Annotated in this window: 29 protein-coding genes; 4 read left to right on the top strand and 25 right to left on the bottom strand. The window is 45.9% G+C overall.

Translation table 11 applies throughout. The features are described from left to right. Positions 1-9 precede the first annotated feature (9 nt). The 25 genes from rpsM to rpmE form a co-directional block, all read right to left on the bottom strand. Positions 10-366 (bottom strand): 30S ribosomal protein S13, encoded by a 357-nt coding sequence (gene rpsM, locus R7Q09_RS11470; protein ID WP_005383154.1) that lies wholly within the window; start codon positions 364-366, stop codon positions 10-12. Positions 367-515: 149 nt separating this feature from the next. Further along, entirely contained in the window at positions 516-629 is a 114-nt protein-coding gene (gene rpmJ, locus R7Q09_RS11465; RefSeq protein ID WP_000868186.1) for a 50S ribosomal protein L36, read from the bottom strand. A gap of 38 nt (positions 630-667) precedes the next feature. Beyond that, on the bottom strand, positions 668-2,002 hold the full coding sequence (gene secY, locus R7Q09_RS11460) for a preprotein translocase subunit SecY (protein ID WP_005379562.1): 1,335 nt from the start codon (positions 2,000-2,002) through the stop codon (positions 668-670). Between the two features lie 20 nt (positions 2,003-2,022). Beyond that, a complete protein-coding gene (gene rplO, locus R7Q09_RS11455) occupies positions 2,023-2,457 on the bottom strand; it encodes a 50S ribosomal protein L15 (protein ID WP_005383155.1) in 435 nt (144 codons plus the stop codon). Between the two features lie 5 nt (positions 2,458-2,462). Then, positions 2,463-2,639: a 50S ribosomal protein L30 gene (gene rpmD / locus R7Q09_RS11450; RefSeq protein ID WP_005379565.1), complete on the bottom strand. Its 177-nt coding sequence runs from the start codon at positions 2,637-2,639 to the stop codon at positions 2,463-2,465. A gap of 7 nt (positions 2,640-2,646) precedes the next feature. Next, entirely contained in the window at positions 2,647-3,150 is a 504-nt protein-coding gene (gene rpsE, locus R7Q09_RS11445) for a 30S ribosomal protein S5 (RefSeq protein ID WP_004745894.1), read from the bottom strand. Positions 3,151-3,164: 14 nt separating this feature from the next. Then, positions 3,165-3,518 (bottom strand): 50S ribosomal protein L18, encoded by a 354-nt coding sequence (gene rplR, locus R7Q09_RS11440; RefSeq protein WP_005379568.1) that lies wholly within the window; start codon positions 3,516-3,518, stop codon positions 3,165-3,167. Between the two features lie 9 nt (positions 3,519-3,527). Continuing rightward, positions 3,528-4,061: a 50S ribosomal protein L6 gene (gene rplF, locus R7Q09_RS11435; RefSeq protein ID WP_005379570.1), complete on the bottom strand. Its 534-nt coding sequence runs from the start codon at positions 4,059-4,061 to the stop codon at positions 3,528-3,530. A 13-nt stretch (positions 4,062-4,074) separates the two neighbouring features. Continuing rightward, entirely contained in the window at positions 4,075-4,467 is a 393-nt protein-coding gene (rpsH, locus tag R7Q09_RS11430; RefSeq protein ID WP_005379572.1) for a 30S ribosomal protein S8, read from the bottom strand. A gap of 29 nt (positions 4,468-4,496) precedes the next feature. After that, positions 4,497-4,802 carry a 30S ribosomal protein S14 gene (rpsN, locus tag R7Q09_RS11425; protein WP_004410442.1) on the bottom strand — a complete coding sequence of 102 codons (306 nt, stop codon included), beginning with the start codon at positions 4,800-4,802 and terminating at the stop codon, positions 4,497-4,499. 17 nt (positions 4,803-4,819) lie between these two features. After that, positions 4,820-5,359 (bottom strand): 50S ribosomal protein L5, encoded by a 540-nt coding sequence (gene rplE, locus R7Q09_RS11420; protein WP_005379573.1) that lies wholly within the window; start codon positions 5,357-5,359, stop codon positions 4,820-4,822. 23 nt (positions 5,360-5,382) lie between these two features. Continuing rightward, entirely contained in the window at positions 5,383-5,700 is a 318-nt protein-coding gene (rplX, locus tag R7Q09_RS11415; protein WP_005379574.1) for a 50S ribosomal protein L24, read from the bottom strand. Positions 5,701-5,713: 13 nt separating this feature from the next. Then, positions 5,714-6,085 (bottom strand): 50S ribosomal protein L14, encoded by a 372-nt coding sequence (gene rplN / locus R7Q09_RS11410; protein ID WP_004410450.1) that lies wholly within the window; start codon positions 6,083-6,085, stop codon positions 5,714-5,716. Between the two features lie 162 nt (positions 6,086-6,247). Beyond that, positions 6,248-6,502, bottom strand: a complete 255-nt coding sequence (gene rpsQ, locus R7Q09_RS11405; RefSeq protein WP_005379575.1) for a 30S ribosomal protein S17 — start codon at positions 6,500-6,502, stop codon at positions 6,248-6,250. Beyond that, positions 6,502-6,693 carry a 50S ribosomal protein L29 gene (gene rpmC / locus R7Q09_RS11400; protein ID WP_005379576.1) on the bottom strand — a complete coding sequence of 64 codons (192 nt, stop codon included), beginning with the start codon at positions 6,691-6,693 and terminating at the stop codon, positions 6,502-6,504. The genes rpsQ and rpmC overlap by 1 nt, the downstream gene beginning before the upstream one ends. Further along, entirely contained in the window at positions 6,693-7,103 is a 411-nt protein-coding gene (rplP, locus tag R7Q09_RS11395) for a 50S ribosomal protein L16 (RefSeq protein WP_005379577.1), read from the bottom strand. Before rplP ends, rpmC begins: the two co-directional genes overlap by 1 nt. A gap of 11 nt (positions 7,104-7,114) precedes the next feature. Then, the gene (rpsC, locus tag R7Q09_RS11390; RefSeq protein WP_005383161.1) at positions 7,115-7,813 is read right to left on the bottom strand and encodes a 30S ribosomal protein S3; all 699 of its coding nucleotides are present in this window, start codon (positions 7,811-7,813) and stop codon (positions 7,115-7,117) included. Between the two features lie 18 nt (positions 7,814-7,831). Beyond that, a complete protein-coding gene (rplV, locus tag R7Q09_RS11385; RefSeq protein WP_005383164.1) occupies positions 7,832-8,164 on the bottom strand; it encodes a 50S ribosomal protein L22 in 333 nt (110 codons plus the stop codon). Positions 8,165-8,174: 10 nt separating this feature from the next. Next, positions 8,175-8,453 (bottom strand): 30S ribosomal protein S19, encoded by a 279-nt coding sequence (rpsS, locus tag R7Q09_RS11380; RefSeq protein WP_004394525.1) that lies wholly within the window; start codon positions 8,451-8,453, stop codon positions 8,175-8,177. Between the two features lie 21 nt (positions 8,454-8,474). Continuing rightward, complete coding sequence (gene rplB, locus R7Q09_RS11375) at positions 8,475-9,299, bottom strand: 50S ribosomal protein L2 (RefSeq protein ID WP_005383168.1); 825 nt, start codon at positions 9,297-9,299, stop codon at positions 8,475-8,477. 15 nt (positions 9,300-9,314) lie between these two features. Beyond that, complete coding sequence (gene rplW, locus R7Q09_RS11370) at positions 9,315-9,617, bottom strand: 50S ribosomal protein L23 (protein WP_004398471.1); 303 nt, start codon at positions 9,615-9,617, stop codon at positions 9,315-9,317. Beyond that, positions 9,614-10,216 carry a 50S ribosomal protein L4 gene (rplD, locus tag R7Q09_RS11365; RefSeq protein WP_005379556.1) on the bottom strand — a complete coding sequence of 201 codons (603 nt, stop codon included), beginning with the start codon at positions 10,214-10,216 and terminating at the stop codon, positions 9,614-9,616. Before rplD ends, rplW begins: the two co-directional genes overlap by 4 nt. Before the next feature lie 17 nt (positions 10,217-10,233). Next, positions 10,234-10,863 (bottom strand): 50S ribosomal protein L3, encoded by a 630-nt coding sequence (rplC, locus tag R7Q09_RS11360; protein WP_005379555.1) that lies wholly within the window; start codon positions 10,861-10,863, stop codon positions 10,234-10,236. A 14-nt stretch (positions 10,864-10,877) separates the two neighbouring features. After that, a complete protein-coding gene (rpsJ, locus tag R7Q09_RS11355; RefSeq protein ID WP_004410492.1) occupies positions 10,878-11,189 on the bottom strand; it encodes a 30S ribosomal protein S10 in 312 nt (103 codons plus the stop codon). A gap of 456 nt (positions 11,190-11,645) precedes the next feature. Then, positions 11,646-11,867, bottom strand: coding sequence for a 50S ribosomal protein L31 (rpmE, locus tag R7Q09_RS11350; RefSeq protein ID WP_005379546.1), 222 nt, complete (start codon positions 11,865-11,867; stop codon positions 11,646-11,648). A gap of 296 nt (positions 11,868-12,163) precedes the next feature. Between rpmE and priA the strand changes: the two genes are divergently transcribed. The 4 genes from priA (at position 12,164) to hslV (ending at position 17,140) form a co-directional block, all read left to right on the top strand. Next, complete coding sequence (priA, locus tag R7Q09_RS11345; RefSeq protein WP_318070462.1) at positions 12,164-14,368, top strand: primosomal protein N'; 2,205 nt, start codon at positions 12,164-12,166, stop codon at positions 14,366-14,368. A 303-nt stretch (positions 14,369-14,671) separates the two neighbouring features. Beyond that, positions 14,672-15,700, top strand: a complete 1,029-nt coding sequence (cytR, locus tag R7Q09_RS11340) for a DNA-binding transcriptional regulator CytR (protein WP_254901949.1) — start codon at positions 14,672-14,674, stop codon at positions 15,698-15,700. Between the two features lie 224 nt (positions 15,701-15,924). After that, positions 15,925-16,473, top strand: coding sequence for a cell division protein FtsN (gene ftsN / locus R7Q09_RS11335; protein ID WP_017820300.1), 549 nt, complete (start codon positions 15,925-15,927; stop codon positions 16,471-16,473). A gap of 115 nt (positions 16,474-16,588) precedes the next feature. After that, the gene (gene hslV / locus R7Q09_RS11330) at positions 16,589-17,140 is read left to right on the top strand and encodes an ATP-dependent protease subunit HslV (RefSeq protein ID WP_005383176.1); all 552 of its coding nucleotides are present in this window, start codon (positions 16,589-16,591) and stop codon (positions 17,138-17,140) included. Positions 17,141-17,148: the final 8 nt, after the last annotated feature.

Raw genomic sequence — 17,148 nt, 5'->3', positions numbered from 1 at the left:
CCTTCCCGATTATTTCTTGATCGGCTTACGCGGACCCTTACGGGTGCGAGCGTTGGTTTTAGTACGCTGTCCACGTAGTGGTAGACTGCGACGATGACGAAGACCACGGTAACAGCCAAGGTCCATAAGACGCTTGATGTTCATAGATACTTCACGACGTAGATCACCTTCTACAGTGTACTTAGCTACACCATCACGCAGTTGATCGATCTGCTCTTCAGTTAGTTCACTGATCTTAACATTTTCAGCAATACCCACTTCAGCTAGGATAGCTTGAGAGCGAGTTTTACCGATGCCGTAGATCGCTGTTAGAGCGATTACTGCATGTTTCTGATCAGGAATGTTAATGCCTGCTATACGGGCCATTATTCACTCCTAAGTGTTTCTATAAAAGAATTAGCCGCAGCAAAGCCCGTTATGGATACGCTGCGGAATACTACTTCTTTTGCACGCAAAAGGTAGGCCGAGGAATATACTCGACCCAACCTTCATTTTCAAGTAAAAATTTCTGCTAATTAGCCTTGGCGCTGTTTGTGCTTTGGCTCACTGCAAATCACGCGAACGACACCGTTACGCTTGATTACTTTACAGTTACGGCAGATTTTTTTAACGGAAGCACGAACTTTCATTGCTAAACTCCGTAAATGAAACTGAGTCTACCGCCGGATTAACGGCCGTAGCCTTTCAGATTCGCTTTCTTCAACACAGAATCATACTGTTGAGACATCAGATGAGTCTGTACCTGTGCCATAAAGTCCATAATTACAACAACTACGATTAGTAGCGATGTACCGCCGAAGTAGAAACGTACGTTCCACGCGACCATCATGAACTCGGGAATCAGACAGATAAAGGTAATGTACAGTGCACCAGCAAGGGTTAAACGTGTCATTACTTTATCAATGTATTTCGCTGTCTGCTCACCTGGGCGGATACCGGGTACGAATGCACCAGACTTCTTCAAGTTATCTGCTGTTTCACGCGGGTTGAAAACCAACGCCGTGTAGAAGAAACAGAAGAAGATAATTGCTGCTGCATAAAGCATTACATACAACGGTTGACCTGGGCTAAGAGCCAAAGACACGTCAGTTAACCAACCGAACGCGCTGCTCTCACCGTTTTGACCAAACCACTGAGCCAATGTTCCTGGGAACAAGATAATACTTGATGCAAAAATCGCTGGAATTACACCTGCCATGTTAATTTTAAGAGGCAAGTGCGAGCTTTGCGCAGCAAACACTTTACGACCTTGTTGACGTTTCGCATAGTTAACGACGATTCGGCGTTGACCACGTTCCATGAAAACAACGAAGTAAATTACTGCAAAAGCTAATACCGCGATTAGCAACAGAAGAAGTACATGCAATTCACCTTGACGCGCTTGCTCGATTGTTTGACCGATTGCAGAAGGCAATCCAGCAACAATACCTGCAAAAATCAGTATCGAAATACCGTTACCAATTCCGCGCTCTGTAATTTGTTCACCTAACCACATCAAGAACATGGTACCGGTTACTAAACTTACGGTAGCAATTAGCGTAAACATGGTTTGGTTGATAACAACCAGATTGTCGACCATGTTTGGTAGGCCAGTTGCAATACCTATAGCTTGGAAGGTTGCAAGTACAAGCGTGCCGTAGCGTGTGTATTGGCTTATCTTACGACGGCCTGCTTCACCCTCTTTTTTGAGTTCAGCTAACGCTGGATGAACTACAGTTAGCAATTGGACAACAATAGATGCCGAAATATACGGCATGATGCCCAATGCTAATATAGATGCACGCTCAAGAGCACCACCGGAGAACATGTTAAACATTTCAACGATGGTACCTTTTTGCTGTTCGAACAAATCGGCAAGTACAGCAGCGTCAATACCAGGAATCGGCACAAAAGAGCCGGCTCGGAATACTAAAAGTGCACCAATTACGAATAACAAGCGCGACTTTAGTTCACTTAAGCCGCTCTGAGCACTACGAAAATCTTGTCCTGGTTTCTTAGCCATCTGTACCTCGTTCCTCGAGATTATTCCTCGATTTTACCGCCTGCAGCTTCGATTGCAGCTTTAGCGCCTTTAGTCACACGTAGACCTTTAACAGTCACTGCTTTGTTGATTTCACCAGAAAGAACAACTTTTACAAATTCGATGTTCTTAGTGATGATGTTAGCAGCTTTAAGACTGTTTAGATCAACTACGTCACCAGAAACTTTCGCTAGCTCAGCTAGACGAACTTCAGCAGACACTAGGCTCTTACGAGAAGTGAAACCGAATTTTGGTAGACGTTGTTTCAGAGGCATCTGACCGCCTTCGAAACCTGGACGAACACTGCCGCCAGAACGTGATTTTTGACCTTTGTGACCACGGCCACCAGTTTTACCTAGGCCTGAACCGATACCACGACCTACTCGCTTCGCAGAAGTTTTCGCGCCAGCAGCCGGTGCTAGAGTATTCAAACGCATTCTGATTACTCCTCAACTTTAACCATGTAGTAAACCTTGTTGATCATACCGCGAATACACGGAGTATCTTCAAGTTCTACTGTGTGGTTGATTTTACGAAGACCTAGACCGCGCAAAGTAGCTTTGTGCTTTGGCAGACGACCAATTGAGCTTTTAGTTTGAGTTACTTTAATAGTTGCCATGGTGTTCTTACTCCGAAATAGATTCAACAGTTAGACCACGTTTAGCAGCAACCATTTCTGGTGACTTCATGCTACCTAGTGCATCGATCGTTGCACGAACGATGTTGATAGGGTTCGTAGAACCGTACGCTTTAGATAGTACGTTGTGTACACCAGCAACTTCTAGTACTGCACGCATCGCACCACCTGCGATAACACCAGTACCTTCTGCAGCAGGCTGCATGTAAACTTTAGAGCCCGAATGGCGACCTTTCACTGGGTGGTGAAGAGTGCCTTCGTTTAGAGCGATCGTAGTCATGTTACGACGCGCTTTTTCCATTGCTTTTTGAATCGCTGCAGGTACTTCACGAGCTTTGCCGTAACCGAAACCTACACGACCGTTACCGTCACCAACTACTGTTAGTGCAGTGAAGCTCATGATTCGACCACCTTTAACCGTTTTAGAAACACGGTTAACTGCGATTAGCTTTTCTTGCAAATCATTCGCTTGAACTTGTTGTTCTTTAGCCATCTTCCAACCCTACCTTAGAATTTCAGACCAGCTTCGCGAGCAGATTCTGCTAGCGCCGCTACTCGACCGTGGTATTGGAAACCAGAACGATCAAATGCAACTGCAGTTACGCCCTTCTCTAGAGCGCGCTCAGCAATAGCTTTACCCACTGCTTTAGCTGCATCAACGTTACCAGTGTATTTCACTTGCTCACGGATCGCTTTTTCTACAGTAGAAGCTGCTGCGATAACCTCAGAGCCGTTAGCCGCGATAACCTGTGCGTACACGTGACGAGGAGTACGGTGTACAACTAGGCGAGTCGCACCCAGTTCTGCAATCTTACGACGTGCACGTGTAGCACGACGGATGCGAGATGCTTTCTTATCCATAGTGTTACCTTACTTCTTCTTAGCTTCTTTAGTACGCACATTTTCATCTGCGTAACGAACACCTTTGCCTTTGTATGGCTCAGGCTCACGGTAAGAACGAATGTCAGCCGCAACTTGACCAACTAGTTGCTTGTCAGCACCAGTGATCACGATTTCAGTTTGGCTTGGACATTCAGCTTTAATACCCGCTGGCAACTCGTGCTCAACTGGGTGTGAGAAGCCTAGTGTTAGACCTACAGCGTTGCCTTTGATAGCAGCACGGTAACCTACACCTTTAAGAGTTAGCTTCTTAGTAAAGCCTTCAGTAACACCAACAACCATGTTGTTAACTAGAGCGCGAGCAGTACCTGCTTGAGCCCATGCGTTAGCAACACCTTCTTTAGGACCGAAAGTCAGGTTATTTTCTTCCTGAGCGATTACAACTGCGTTGTTAAGAACGCGAGTTAGTTCGCCTTTCGCACCTTTTACAGTGATTTCTTGGCCGTTTAGTTTCACCTCTACGCCAGCTGGAATAGCGACAGGTGCTTTTGCAACACGAGACATAGTCTACTCCTTATTAAGCTACGTAAGCGATGATTTCACCACCAAGACCTGCTTTACGTGCAGCGCGGTCTGACATAAGACCCTTGGAAGTAGAAACGATAGCAATACCAAGACCACCCATTACAGAAGGAAGTTCATCTTTCTTCTTGTAAACACGTAGACCTGGACGAGAAACACGTTTAAGTTGCTCGATTACTGGTTTAGCTTGGAAGTACTTAAGTGTAACTTCTAGCTCAGGTTTTGCTTCGCCTTCAACAGCGAAGTCAACGATGTAACCTTCAGCTTTTAGTAGTGCAGCAATTGCAACTTTAAGCTTTGAAGAAGGCATTTTTACAGCAACTTTGTTTGCTGCCTGACCGTTACGAACGCGGGTCAGCATATCCGAAATCGGATCTTGCATGCTCATATGATTTACTCCAAATGATTAAGTGGCAATTACCAGCTAGCCTTACGAAGACCCGGAATCTCGCCTTTCATGCAAGCTTCACGAACCTTAATACGGCTTAGACCGAACTTACGTAGGTAACCGTGTGGACGACCAGTTTGGTTGCAACGGTTGCGCTGACGTGATGCACTTGAATCACGTGGAAGAGATTGCAGTGTAAGAACCGCGTTCCAACGATCTTCTTCAGATGCGTTTACATCGCTGATGATAGCTTTTAGCGCTGCACGCTTTTCAGCGAACTTAGCTACTAGCTTCGCACGTTTTGCTTCACGTGCTTTCATTGAATTTTTAGCCATAACAGTAACCCTTCACCTTACTTACGGAATGGGAAGTTAAAGGCAGCCAGCAGAGCACGGCCTTCCTCATCAGTACCAGCAGACGTCGTAATAGTGATGTCTAGACCGCGTACTCGATCAACTTTATCAAAGTCGATTTCCGGGAAGATGATTTGCTCGCGAACGCCCATGCTGTAGTTACCGCGACCGTCAAAAGACTTAGCGCTAACACCACGGAAGTCACGTACACGTGGAAGAGCGATGTTAATTAAACGCTCAAGAAAATCCCACATACGTTCGCCACGCAAGGTTACTTTACAACCGATAGGGTAGCCTTCACGGATTTTGAAACCTGCAACAGATTTGCGCGCTTTTGTGATAAGTGGCTTTTGACCAGAGATCGTTGCCATATCAGACGCTGCATTTTCTAGCAGTTTCTTATCGTTGATTGCTTCACCAACACCCATGTTTAGGGTGATTTTCTCGATTCTAGGGACTTGCATGACGCTTGTGTAACCGAACTGTTTGGTCAGTTCAGCGACTACAGACGACTTGTAGTAATCATGCAGTTTCGCCATAGTAGAACTCCAAATTACTTCTATTAGTTAGAAACGGTTTCGCCGTTAGACTTGAAGAAACGAACTTTTTTGCCGTCTTCAAAACGGAAACCGATACGGTCAGCTTTACCAGTAGCTGCGTTAAAGATAGCCACGTTAGAAACGTCGATAGCTGCTTCTTGCTCTACGATACCGCCTTGGATACCCATAGCTGGAACAGGTTTCTGATGTTTCTTAACTAGGTTGATACCTTCAACGATAACTTTACCAGTTGCTAGAACCTTAGTTACTTTACCTTTCTTGCCTTTGTCTTTACCAGCAAGAACGATTACTTCGTCATTACGACGGATTTTAGCTGCCATTTCTACGTGCTCCTTACAGAACTTCTGGAGCCAGTGAAACGATCTTCATGAACTTATCGCCACGAAGTTCGCGTGTCACAGGACCAAAGATACGTGTACCGATTGGTTGCTCAGTATTGTCGTTTAGCAATACGCAAGCATTTCGGTCGAAGCGAATGACAGAACCGTCAGGACGACGTACGCCTTTACGGGTGCGCACTACCACCGCCTTCAGAACATCACCTTTTTTAACTTTACCGCGAGGGATTGCTTCCTTCACAGTAACTTTGATGACGTCACCGATATGTGCATAACGGCGGTGAGAGCCACCCAGAACCTTAATACACATTACGCTGCGTGCGCCTGAGTTATCAGCTGCGTCCAGCATACTTTGCATTTGGATCATGTTAGTGCTCCGCTAAATATTAATAACTAGACCCATCACGGGTCGGGCTGCCTCTTTAAAAGGGACGCGAATTGTACCACCCTTTTTTGTGATTGGGTAGTCAAAAAATAAACGGCTCCAAAAATATTTTGGAGCCGCTTTAGTTTCATAGAATTAACGAGATTAAATCTTCGCCTTTTCTAGAACTTTTACCAAAGTCCAAGACTTAGTCTTAGACAGTGGACGACACTCTGCGATTTCAACTGTGTCGCCTAGGCCACACTCGTTGTTCTCGTCATGTGCGTGTACTTTAGTCGTACGTTTTACGTATTTACCGTAGATTGGGTGTTTTACGAAACGTTCGATAGCAACAGTGATAGACTTGTCCATCTTGTCGCTAACAACACGACCTTGTTGAGTACGTTTTACTTCGCTCATTATGCGCCTGCCTTCTCAGTCAAAACAGTTTTCACACGTGCGATATCACGGCGTACAGCTTTCAGAGTATGAGTTTGCTGTAGTTGACCAGTCGCAGCTTGCATGCGCAAGTTGAACTGTTCGCGTAGCAAATTCATTAGCTCAGCGTTAAGCTCTTCAACGCTTTTCTCGCGTAGATCTTGTGCTTTCATCACATCACCTGCTTAGTTACAAATGTAGTTTTGAAAGGCAGTTTACGTGCCGCAAGACGGAACGCTTCACGTGCCAATTCTTCAGGTACACCACCCATTTCGTACATAACCTTACCAGGTTGGATTTGGGCTACCCAGTACTCAACGTTACCTTTACCCTTACCTTGACGAACTTCAAGTGGTTTTTCTGTGATTGGTTTGTCTGGGAACACACGGATCCAGATTTTACCTTGACGCTTAACGTGACGTGTCATTGCACGACGTGCCGCTTCGATTTGACGAGCAGTTAGACGACCACGGCCAACAGCTTTAAGACCGAATTCGCCGAAGCTTACATCAGTACCTTTAGCTAGACCACGGTTACGACCAGTCTGAACCTTACGGAACTTAGTACGTTTAGGTTGTAGCATCTGTCGACTCCTTACTTACGGCCTTTACGCTGCTTCTTAGGCTTGTCGCCTTTAGGCTCTACAGCGTTAGCTGCTGGCATACCACCTAGGATTTCACCTTTGAAGATCCAAGTTTTAATGCCGATCACACCGTATTGAGTGTGAGCCGAAGAAGTTGCGTAATCAATGTCAGCACGTAGAGTGTGTAGAGGCACACGGCCTTCACGGTACCACTCTGAACGTGCGATTTCAGCGCCGCCTAGACGACCGCTTACTTCCACTTTGATACCTTTAGCGCCTAGGCGCATTGCGTTTTGTACTGCGCGCTTCATAGCACGACGGAACATAACACGACGCTCTAGCTGAGACGCGATGCTGTCACCAACAAGTTGCGCATCTAGTTCAGGCTTACGTACTTCAGCGATGTTAATTTGCGCTGGTACACCTGCAATTTTAGCTACAGCTGCGCGTAGCTTCTCAACGTCTTCACCTTTCTTACCGATAACAACGCCTGGACGAGCAGTGTGAATAGTCACACGGATGCTCTTAGCAGGACGCTCGATAACGATACGTGATAGAGACGCTTTTTTCAGTTCACTTGTAAGGAACTGACGTACCTTGAAGTCGCCGTCTAGGTTGTCAGCGAAATCTTTGGTGTTAGCAAACCATGTAGCATTCCAAGGCTTAACGATGCCTAGACGAATACCATTTGGATGTACTTTTTGACCCATTGCTTACTCTCCTAGTCTCTAGCGATCTGCTACAACAACAGTGATGTGGCTTGAACGCTTCAAGATACGATCCGCACGACCTTTAGCACGAGGCATAATACGCTTCATGGTTGGGCCTTCATCTACAAAGATTTTTGCGACATTCAGATCGTCAATATCTGCACCTTCGTTGTGCTCCGCGTTAGCGATAGCAGACTCTAGAACTTTCTTAACTAGTGCAGCAGCTTTTTTGTTGCTGAACGTTAGGATTTCTAGAGCTTGGTCAACAGATTTACCACGGATTAGATCCGCAACTAAGCGAGCTTTCTGAGGCGAAATGCGAGCAAAGTTATGTTTAGCAATTGCTTCCATTATCTACTCCTTAGCGCTTCTTAGCTTTCTTATCCGCAGCGTGACCGCGGTAAGTGCGTGTTGGTGCGAATTCACCCAGTTTGTGACCGATCATTTCATCAGTTACAAATACTGGTACGTGCTGACGACCATTATGGACAGCGATGGTCAAACCGATCATCGTAGGGATGATCATTGAACGACGGGACCAAGTCTTAATAGGCTTTTTGTCTCCGCTTTCCACCGCTTTCTCTACCTTCTTCAGCAAGTGTAGGTCAATAAAAGGACCTTTCTTGAGAGAACGTGGCATGGCGATTCCTCTTTATATAGATTACTTGTTACGACGACGTACGATGTACTTGTCAGTGCGTTTGTTCTTACGAGTCTTGAAGCCTTTAGTAGGCATACCCCAAGGAGATACTGGGTGACGACCACCAGAAGTACGGCCTTCACCACCACCATGTGGGTGGTCAATCGGGTTCATTACAACACCACGAACCGTTGGACGGATACCGCGATGACGTGATGCACCTGCTTTACCAAGTTCACGTAGCATGTGCTCAGAGTTACCAACTTCACCGATTGTTGCACGGCCTTCAGAAAGAACTTTGCGCATCTCGCCAGAACGTAGACGGATAGTTACGTACGCACCGTCGCGAGCAACGATTTGAGCGTAAGCACCAGCCGAACGAGCTAGCTGACCACCTTTACCAGGCTTAAGTTCAACGTTATGTACTGTTGAACCTACTGGGATATTACGCATTGGTAGAGTGTTACCAGCTTTGATTGGTGCATCAACACCAGACTGAATAACATCACCAGCTACAACACCTTTAGGTGCTAGGATGTAGCGACGCTCACCGTCTTTGTAAAGAACTAGAGCAATGTTTGCGCTACGGTTTGGATCGTATTCAAGACGCTCAACTGTCGCTGGAATACCATCTTTAGTACGTTTGAAGTCAACTACACGGTAGTGGTGCTTGTGACCACCGCCGATGTGACGTACTGTGATACGACCCTTGTTGTTACGACCACCGTTCTTAGAGTTTTTCTCTAGAAGAGGTGCGTATGGCTTGCCCTTGTGTAGGTCAGCGTTAACAACTTTAACAACGTGACGACGACCAGGGGAAGTCGGCTTACATTTAACAATAGCCATTTTTAACTACTCCTGTTATTCCGCGCCGCCAACGAAGTCAAGATCTTGACCTTCTTTCAAAGTAACGTACGCTTTCTTAACGTCGCTGCGGCGACCTTGGCGTAGACCTTGACGTTTGGTCTTACCCTTAGTGATAAGAGTATTTACAGACTTAACTTCAACTTCAAATAGCTTTTCTACAGCTGCTTTGATCTCTTTTTTAGTCGCATCTTTAGCTACTTTGAAAACGATAGTGTTCGCTTTCTCAGCTGCCATAGTTGCTTTTTCAGAGATGTGCGGTGCACGTAGAACTTTTAGGATACGCTCTTCAGTGATCATGCTAGCATTTCCTCTACTTGCTTAACTGCTTCTGCAGTCATTACAACTTTGTCAAACGCGATTAGAGATACTGGATCGATACCAGCAACATCACGTGCGTCAACTTTGTATAGGTTACGAGCAGCTAGGAATAGATTCTCATCTACTTCGCTAGTCACGATTAGAGCGTCAGTTAGCTCAAGCTCTTTAAGCTTAGCAACTAGCTCTTTAGTCTTTGGTGCTTCAACTGAGAAGTTATCAACAACGATTAGACGCTCTTGACGAACAAGCTCAGAAAGAATGCTCTTCATAGCACCACGGTACATTTTTTTGTTTACTTTTTGGCTGTGATCTTGTGGTTTCGCAGCAAAAGTAACACCACCTGTACGCCAGATTGGGCTACGGATTGTACCAGCACGCGCACGGCCAGTACCTTTTTGACGCCATGGCTTAGCGCCACCGCCAGAAACTTCTGAACGTGTTTTTTGAGCACGAGTACCTTGACGAGCACCTGCTGCGTACGCAACAACTACTTGGTGTACAAGAGCTTCGTTAAACTCACGTCCGAAAGTAGTTTCGGAAACAGTTAGTGCATCGGCACCTTTAACCATTAGTTCCATTACTTACTCCTGAGACGTTATGCTTTAACAGCTGGTTTAACGATCACGTTGCCGCCAGTTGCGCCTGGGACTGCACCTTTAATAAGAAGCAGGTTGCGCTCAGCGTCAACACGTACGATCTCTAGGTTTTGAGTCGTTACACGCTCAGCACCCATGTGACCTGCCATTTTCTTGCCTTTAAATACGCGACCTGGAGTCTGACATTGACCGATAGAACCAGGAGCACGGTGAGACAATGAGTTACCGTGAGTCATATCTTGAGTACGGAAGTTCCAACGCTTAACAGCGCCTTGGAAACCTTTACCCTTAGATGTACCAGTAACGTCTACTTTCTTAGTTTCGTTGAATAGTTCAACAGTTAGTTCTGAACCAACTTCGAACTCTTCGCCGTTTTCTAAACGGAATTCCCAAAGACCGCGACCAGCTTCAACGCCAGCTTTAGCAAAGTGACCTGCTTCAGCTTTGTTTACACGGTTAGCTTTCTTAGAACCAGCTGTAACCTGGATTGCTGCGTAGCCGTCAGTTTCAAGAGTTTTCACTTGAGAAACACGGTTAGCTTCAACCTCAACAACTGTTACTGGGATAGAAACGCCTTCTTCAGTAAATACGCGGGTCATGCCCACTTTACGACCGATTAGACCAATCATACTTCTAATCTCCCTTAACCTAGGCTAATTTGAACGTCAACGCCCGCAGCAAGGTCTAGACGCATTAGAGCATCAACAGTCTTGTCTGTTGGCTCAACGATGTCGATTAGACGCTTGTGAGTACGGATTTCGTACTGGTCACGTGCTTTCTTGTTAACGTGTGGAGAGATAAGAACTGTGAAACGCTCTTTACGAGTTGGCAGTGGGATTGGACCACGAACCTGTGCGCCAGTGCGCTTAGCTGTTTCAACGATTTCCGCTGTAGAAGCATCGATTAGTTTGTAATCGAAAGCTTTTAGGCGGATACGGATACGTTGGTTCTGCATGAGACAGAGCTCCAAATTTAATAAATTACACAAACAATATCGCCACTCAAACTCGTCAAGACGAGAGAATGCCGATTGATTTATGTGAAACCGTAGCATCCAAGATTAGGACGCATTGTCAGTTAATTTTCGATTAACTATCCCTATATGCCAAAGTCACCTTTGAGGATAGTTTTTCCGAAGAAAAGATAGCTAATTGTATTAACCGCGAACATAAGCTGAGTATACATTACCTCACAAATCCTTAGATTTGCTCGCTCCTCACTGCTCATTGGTTCACAACTGGCTTAACCAGTGCGCTGCATTATACAGATCACACTTTAGGTTGCAAGCGCTGAGTGAAAAATAATCGGGAATATTCCAAACCCCATACATTCCTCTTCGCTTGGTAGCCATTAAAACAAAAAGGACGCCGAAGCGTCCTTTTCTAAACTGTAATCGTAATAGCGGCTGCTATTATTTCTTACCGCTTGATAGTGCACCGAAACGCTTGTTGAAGCGATCAACACGGCCGCCTGTATCAACGATACGTTGCTTACCAGTGTAGAATGGGTGACACTTGTCACATACGTCTAGGTGGATAGACTCTTTACCTAGAGTAGAGTTGAACTCAAAAGAGTTGCCGCAAGAACAAGTCGCTTTTACTGCTTTGTATTCTGGGTGGATACCAGCTTTCATGGGATAACCTCAATAGTAGGCCGTGTCGCTATACGAATCTAAGCCGCACACCACACGCAATTAATAATAAAATGGGATACCGCATCAACTAATTGCCGAAGCCATATCTCAAGGCGCGATATAGTAAAGAATCACATTGCTCGGATCAACACATTTGGCAACTTTTTCGCCACTTTTTTAGCCAGACTAATCATAGAGGCACGATTCACGCTGAATCGCATTGCTTTACTCGAATTTCCATACCGATTTTAATAGACTCTCATTTCCTTTCCCTCTTTTTTAATAGCTAAGAATTTATGCGTCCAACCATTGCTAGAGTGGCATTACCCGTTCCGCTCGACAAACAATTTGATTACGCCATTCCGGGGCACCTGTTTCCGGTCATTGGTGGACGCGTTTCCGTACCTTTTGGACGCCAAACGTTAGTTGGCATCGTCACCGCGATGGTTAATCACTCGGACTTTCCCAAAGATCAACTCAAGCCAATCAAAGCAGTTCTTGATTCTCAGCCGATATGGTCTGAAAAGCTTTATTCGTTGCTGACTTGGTGCAGCCAGTTCTACCAATACCCACTTGGAGATACGCTACACAATGCGATGCCAGCAGCTCTACGTAAAGGAAAGCCTGCAGATTTTGCGACGCTACAAGAGTGGCAAATTACCGAATCCGGTAAAGACAAGCTGATGCAAGGGCTTGATCGTCGAGCGGTCAAACAACAAAAGGTCTTGCAAATGTTGGTTAACGGCGCTTTGCCTCACCAGGAATTTGTCGACCAAGAGATAGCCTCAACAGTACTAAAGTCTTTAGAAGAGAAAGGCTGGATTGAACGTATCGAGAAGAAGCCTGTAATCACCCAGTGGGGACAGCACGTTGAATGCGACGTCGAAAAGCCAAAGCTCAACCACGAACAAGCGCTGGCTATTGCGAGTGTAAATAGCCAAACAGGTTTTGCCTCCTATTTATTAGAAGGCGTCACGGGCTCAGGTAAGACAGAAGTGTACCTCAACCTTATCAAGCCAGTTTTAGAGCAAGGGAAACAAGCCTTGGTTTTAGTACCAGAGATTGGCTTAACGCCCCAAACCATCAACCGCTTTAAACGCCGTTTTAATGTGCCAGTTGACGTCATCCACTCCGGGTTAAACGAGACGGAGCGTCTGAATGCGTGGCTTTCTGCACGCGACAAAGCGGCCGGAATCATTATCGGCACACGCTCTGCCCTACTCGCGCCTTTTGCTGATCTCGGGATTATCATTGTGGACGAGGAACATGACACCTCTTACAAACAGCAAGATAGCTTGCGTTATCATGCACGCGATGTTGCTGTCATGCGCGCTCATAAAGAACAAGTTCCGATTGTTCTGGGCTCAGCCACACCTGCACTGGAGACATTGCACAATGCCTTGTCAGGCAAATATCACCATTTAACACTAACCCAACGAGCTGGCTCTGCCGTGCCAACCACTAATAAAGTGTTAGATGTAAAAGGTCAGTATTTAGAAAGTGGCTTATCTGCCCAACTGATTGCCGAGATGCGCAAGCATTTAAAAGCGGGCAATCAAGTAATGTTGTTTCTTAACCGTCGAGGCTTTTCGCCCGCTTTGATGTGCCATGAATGCGGTTGGATTGCAGAATGTAAACGCTGTGATGCGTACTATACGTTCCACCATTACAGCAACGAAATACGCTGCCATCACTGCGGCTCACAACAACCGGTGATTCATCAATGTCAGGGGTGTGGTTCAACCCAATTGGTTACCGTCGGCGTAGGAACGGAACAACTCGAACAACAATTGGCTCAGTTATTTCCAGAATACAACGCCATTCGCATCGACAGAGACAGCACACGTCGCAAAGGTAGTTTGGAAGATGCCCTTGAATCGATTCGTAAAGGTGAACATCAAATTCTGATTGGCACCCAAATGCTGGCTAAGGGGCACCATTTTCCAAATGTAACGCTCGTTGCTCTTTTGGATGTTGATGGCTCTCTCTATAGTAGTGACTTCCGCGCTTCCGAGCGACTAGCGCAGTTGTTTATTCAAGTCGCAGGTCGTGCCGGCCGCGCAAGTAAACCTGGCGAGGTTATCCTACAAACCCACCATCCTGAGCACAGCTTGCTGCAGGCCCTGCTTCAAAAAAACTATCGCCACTTTGCTATGACTGCTCTGGAAGAACGCAAATTGGCTCAGCTTCCGCCTTATAGTTTCTTGACTCTGTTTAAAGCAGAGGCGAACCAAAGTGAGGTAGTTGAAGACTTCCTGCGTCAGGTTCGCTTTACGTTAGAGTCACACCCTCTGTTCGATGATTCCTGCATGGTGTTAGGCCCTACTCCTTCACCTTTGGCCAAGCGGGCTGGTAAATACCGTTGGCAACTATTACTGCAAACTCAGCATCGTTCATTGATGCAAAAGTTATTAACCAGTGCCAAACCTGCTATTGAGTTGTTGCCAAATGCTAAGAAAGTACGCTGGAATTTAGACATAGAACCACAAGATCTCAGCTAGCAAACGTTTAACTATGTAATGAATTACCATTTAATGTGACCAGAATCACACCAAGATTACAGTTTTTGTTAAACAGACCGTAACTTTCACTTTAGAAATGAATAGACTATCCAAATTAGAAAAGTCTAAAGTGACTTGTTTGCACAGGCTTAGATTAAAACAATGACTATTCCCACAAATTGATATCGCGGTGAAGAATCCATTTTCCCACTCGTTAACACGAACTGAGCGAAGAGCAAACACAGCTCTAACTCGGTTTGATTACTCTGATTTCAAACCGGAATAACGTCATCTTGGCAAAAAATAAATGAGAGGTTAAAAACTATGGCGACAATGAAGGATGTTGCCCAGCTTGCGGGAGTGTCTACGGCTACGGTATCTCGAGCCTTAATGAATCCAGAGAAAGTCTCTTCTTCTACACGAAAGAGAGTAGAAGATGCCGTACTTGAAGCGGGTTATTCTCCAAACTCATTAGCGCGTAACTTACGTAGAAACGAATCAAAAACCATTGTTACTATCGTTCCCGACATCTGTGATCCTTATTTTTCTGAAATTATTCGCGGTATTGAAGATGCAGCCATGGAACATGGCTATCTAGTCCTGCTGGGCGATAGCGGACAACAGAAGAAACGCGAAAGCTCTTTCGTAAACCTCGTATTTACTAAGCAGGCAGATGGAATGCTACTGCTTGGTACAGATCTACCATTCGATGTCAGTAAGCCAGAGCAAAAGAACTTACCTCCGATGGTAATGGCGTGTGAATTTGCGCCAGAGCTCGAGCTTCCGACAGTACATATTGATAACCTGACCTCAGCATTTGAAGCGGTGAATTACTTGACTCAATTAGGTCATAAACGCATTGCTCAAATCTCTGGACCAGATACAGCAATATTGTGTCAGTTCCGCCAGCAAGGCTACCAACAAGCCCTGCGCCGTGCCGGCATCAATAAAGATCCACAATATAGTGTCATTACTGAGTTCTCTTTTGATGGCGGAGCAAAAGCCGTTCGTAAACTGCTCGAATTGCCAGAACCACCAACGGCTATTTTCTGTCACTGTGACACAATGGCCATCGGCGCAATTCAAGAAGCGAAAAAGCTTGGCTTACGAGTACCGCAAGATCTCTCTGTTGTGGGCTTTGATGACATTAACTTCGCTCAGTACTGCGATCCACCGTTGACCACCATCTCTCAACCTCGCTATGAGATTGGTCGACAAGCGATGCTAATGATGCTCGAGATGTTAAAAGGCCACGACGTGCATTCAGGCTCGCGTCTGCTTGAAACTAATCTCGTCATTCGTGGAAGTGCAGCGCCACCACAGCGCCCTTAACCTAAAGATTAGGTATTCATCCCCAAAGCGGTGCCAAGGCGCCGCTTTTTATTTACCCCTCCTGCTTTTTGTATATCCCCGAATAAACATAAGCGAGAACGGAAACACACTCCTACACTCGGACGTTGTCGCGCTTTAGCTATCAAGATTCTATCAATAGGGTGTTTTCTCAACTCGTTCTGGATTAACATATTTGCAAGAATCCTTGATGACCAGAAATAACCGTGGCAAATAGAGATTATGTAAGACGGGGGCGAGGCGCCCCAAAAAAGTCGACAAAAAAACAGCCGCCGAGAAGAAAAAAACCTTGGCGCAGTGGCCTGCTCGCTATCTTGCTCGTGGGCGGTTTTGGCTATGGTCTTTACCTTTTGAGTAGCGACCCAGAACCTAAACAACCAGTCGTGAAGCAGCCAACAACCACTGTCAGCAAACCAAAGCCGAAAAAAGACTTGCCGCCACCACCAGAAGAAAAATGGGAATATGTTGAGTCACTACCGAAACGTGAAGTTGAAGTTGTGGCTAAAGAAATTGAAGTTTCTAAAATTCCTTACATCATGCAGTGTGGCGCGTACAAAACTCAGGCACAAGCGGAAGAGCGCAAGCTTGCAATCGCGTTCCAAGGGATGTCGAGCAAGATTCGTAAGAAAGAAGGCAGTTCATGGTATCGCGTGGTGCTAGGTCCGTATAAGTTCAAACGTGATGCAGAACGTGACCGCCATAAACTGCAACGCGCGAAAATCGAGCCGTGTGCGATTTGGAAAGAAAATCTTTAAACTCAGGCCCTAGGAGCTAAGATCCTAGGGCCTTTCTTTTTGCCCCCTTGAATCCCCATTTCTCCTCCCCCATATACTGAATTAAATCCAAAGAGAAATAATCAAGAGGTCGACTGTGACTACCATTGTATCTGTACGTCGAAATAATAAAGTCGTCATCGCGGGTGATGGCCAAGTATCTCTAGGCAATACCGTAATGAAAGGTAATGCGCGCAAAGTTCGCCGCCTATACAACAACCAAGTACTAGCGGGCTTTGCCGGCGGTACTGCGGATGCCTTCACCCTTTTTGAGCGCTTCGAAAGCAAACTGCAAATGCACCAAGGTCACCTAACCAAAGCGGCAGTTGAGCTAGCCAAAGACTGGCGTAGCGATCGTGCTTTGCGCAAGCTCGAAGCCTTACTTGCCGTTGCCGACGAAACCGCATCGTTAATCATTACCGGTAATGGTGATGTCGTACAGCCAGAACACGACCTGATTGCGATTGGCTCTGGTGGTGCTTACGCACAAGCTGCCGCAACCGCCCTACTAGAAAACACAGATCTAGATGCTCGTGAGATCGCGGAAAAAGCTCTCAATATCGCGGGTGACATTTGTGTCTTCACTAACCATCACCACACGGTAGAAGAGCTAGACTCAACAGTAGAGCCTGAAAAACCAACCGCGTAATCGTAACG

It is taken from the genome of Vibrio sp. 2130-1 (genome assembly GCF_033339515.1).
Note: the sequence above shows the minus strand (reverse complement) of the source record. Positions and strands in the feature narration are given on the sequence as shown.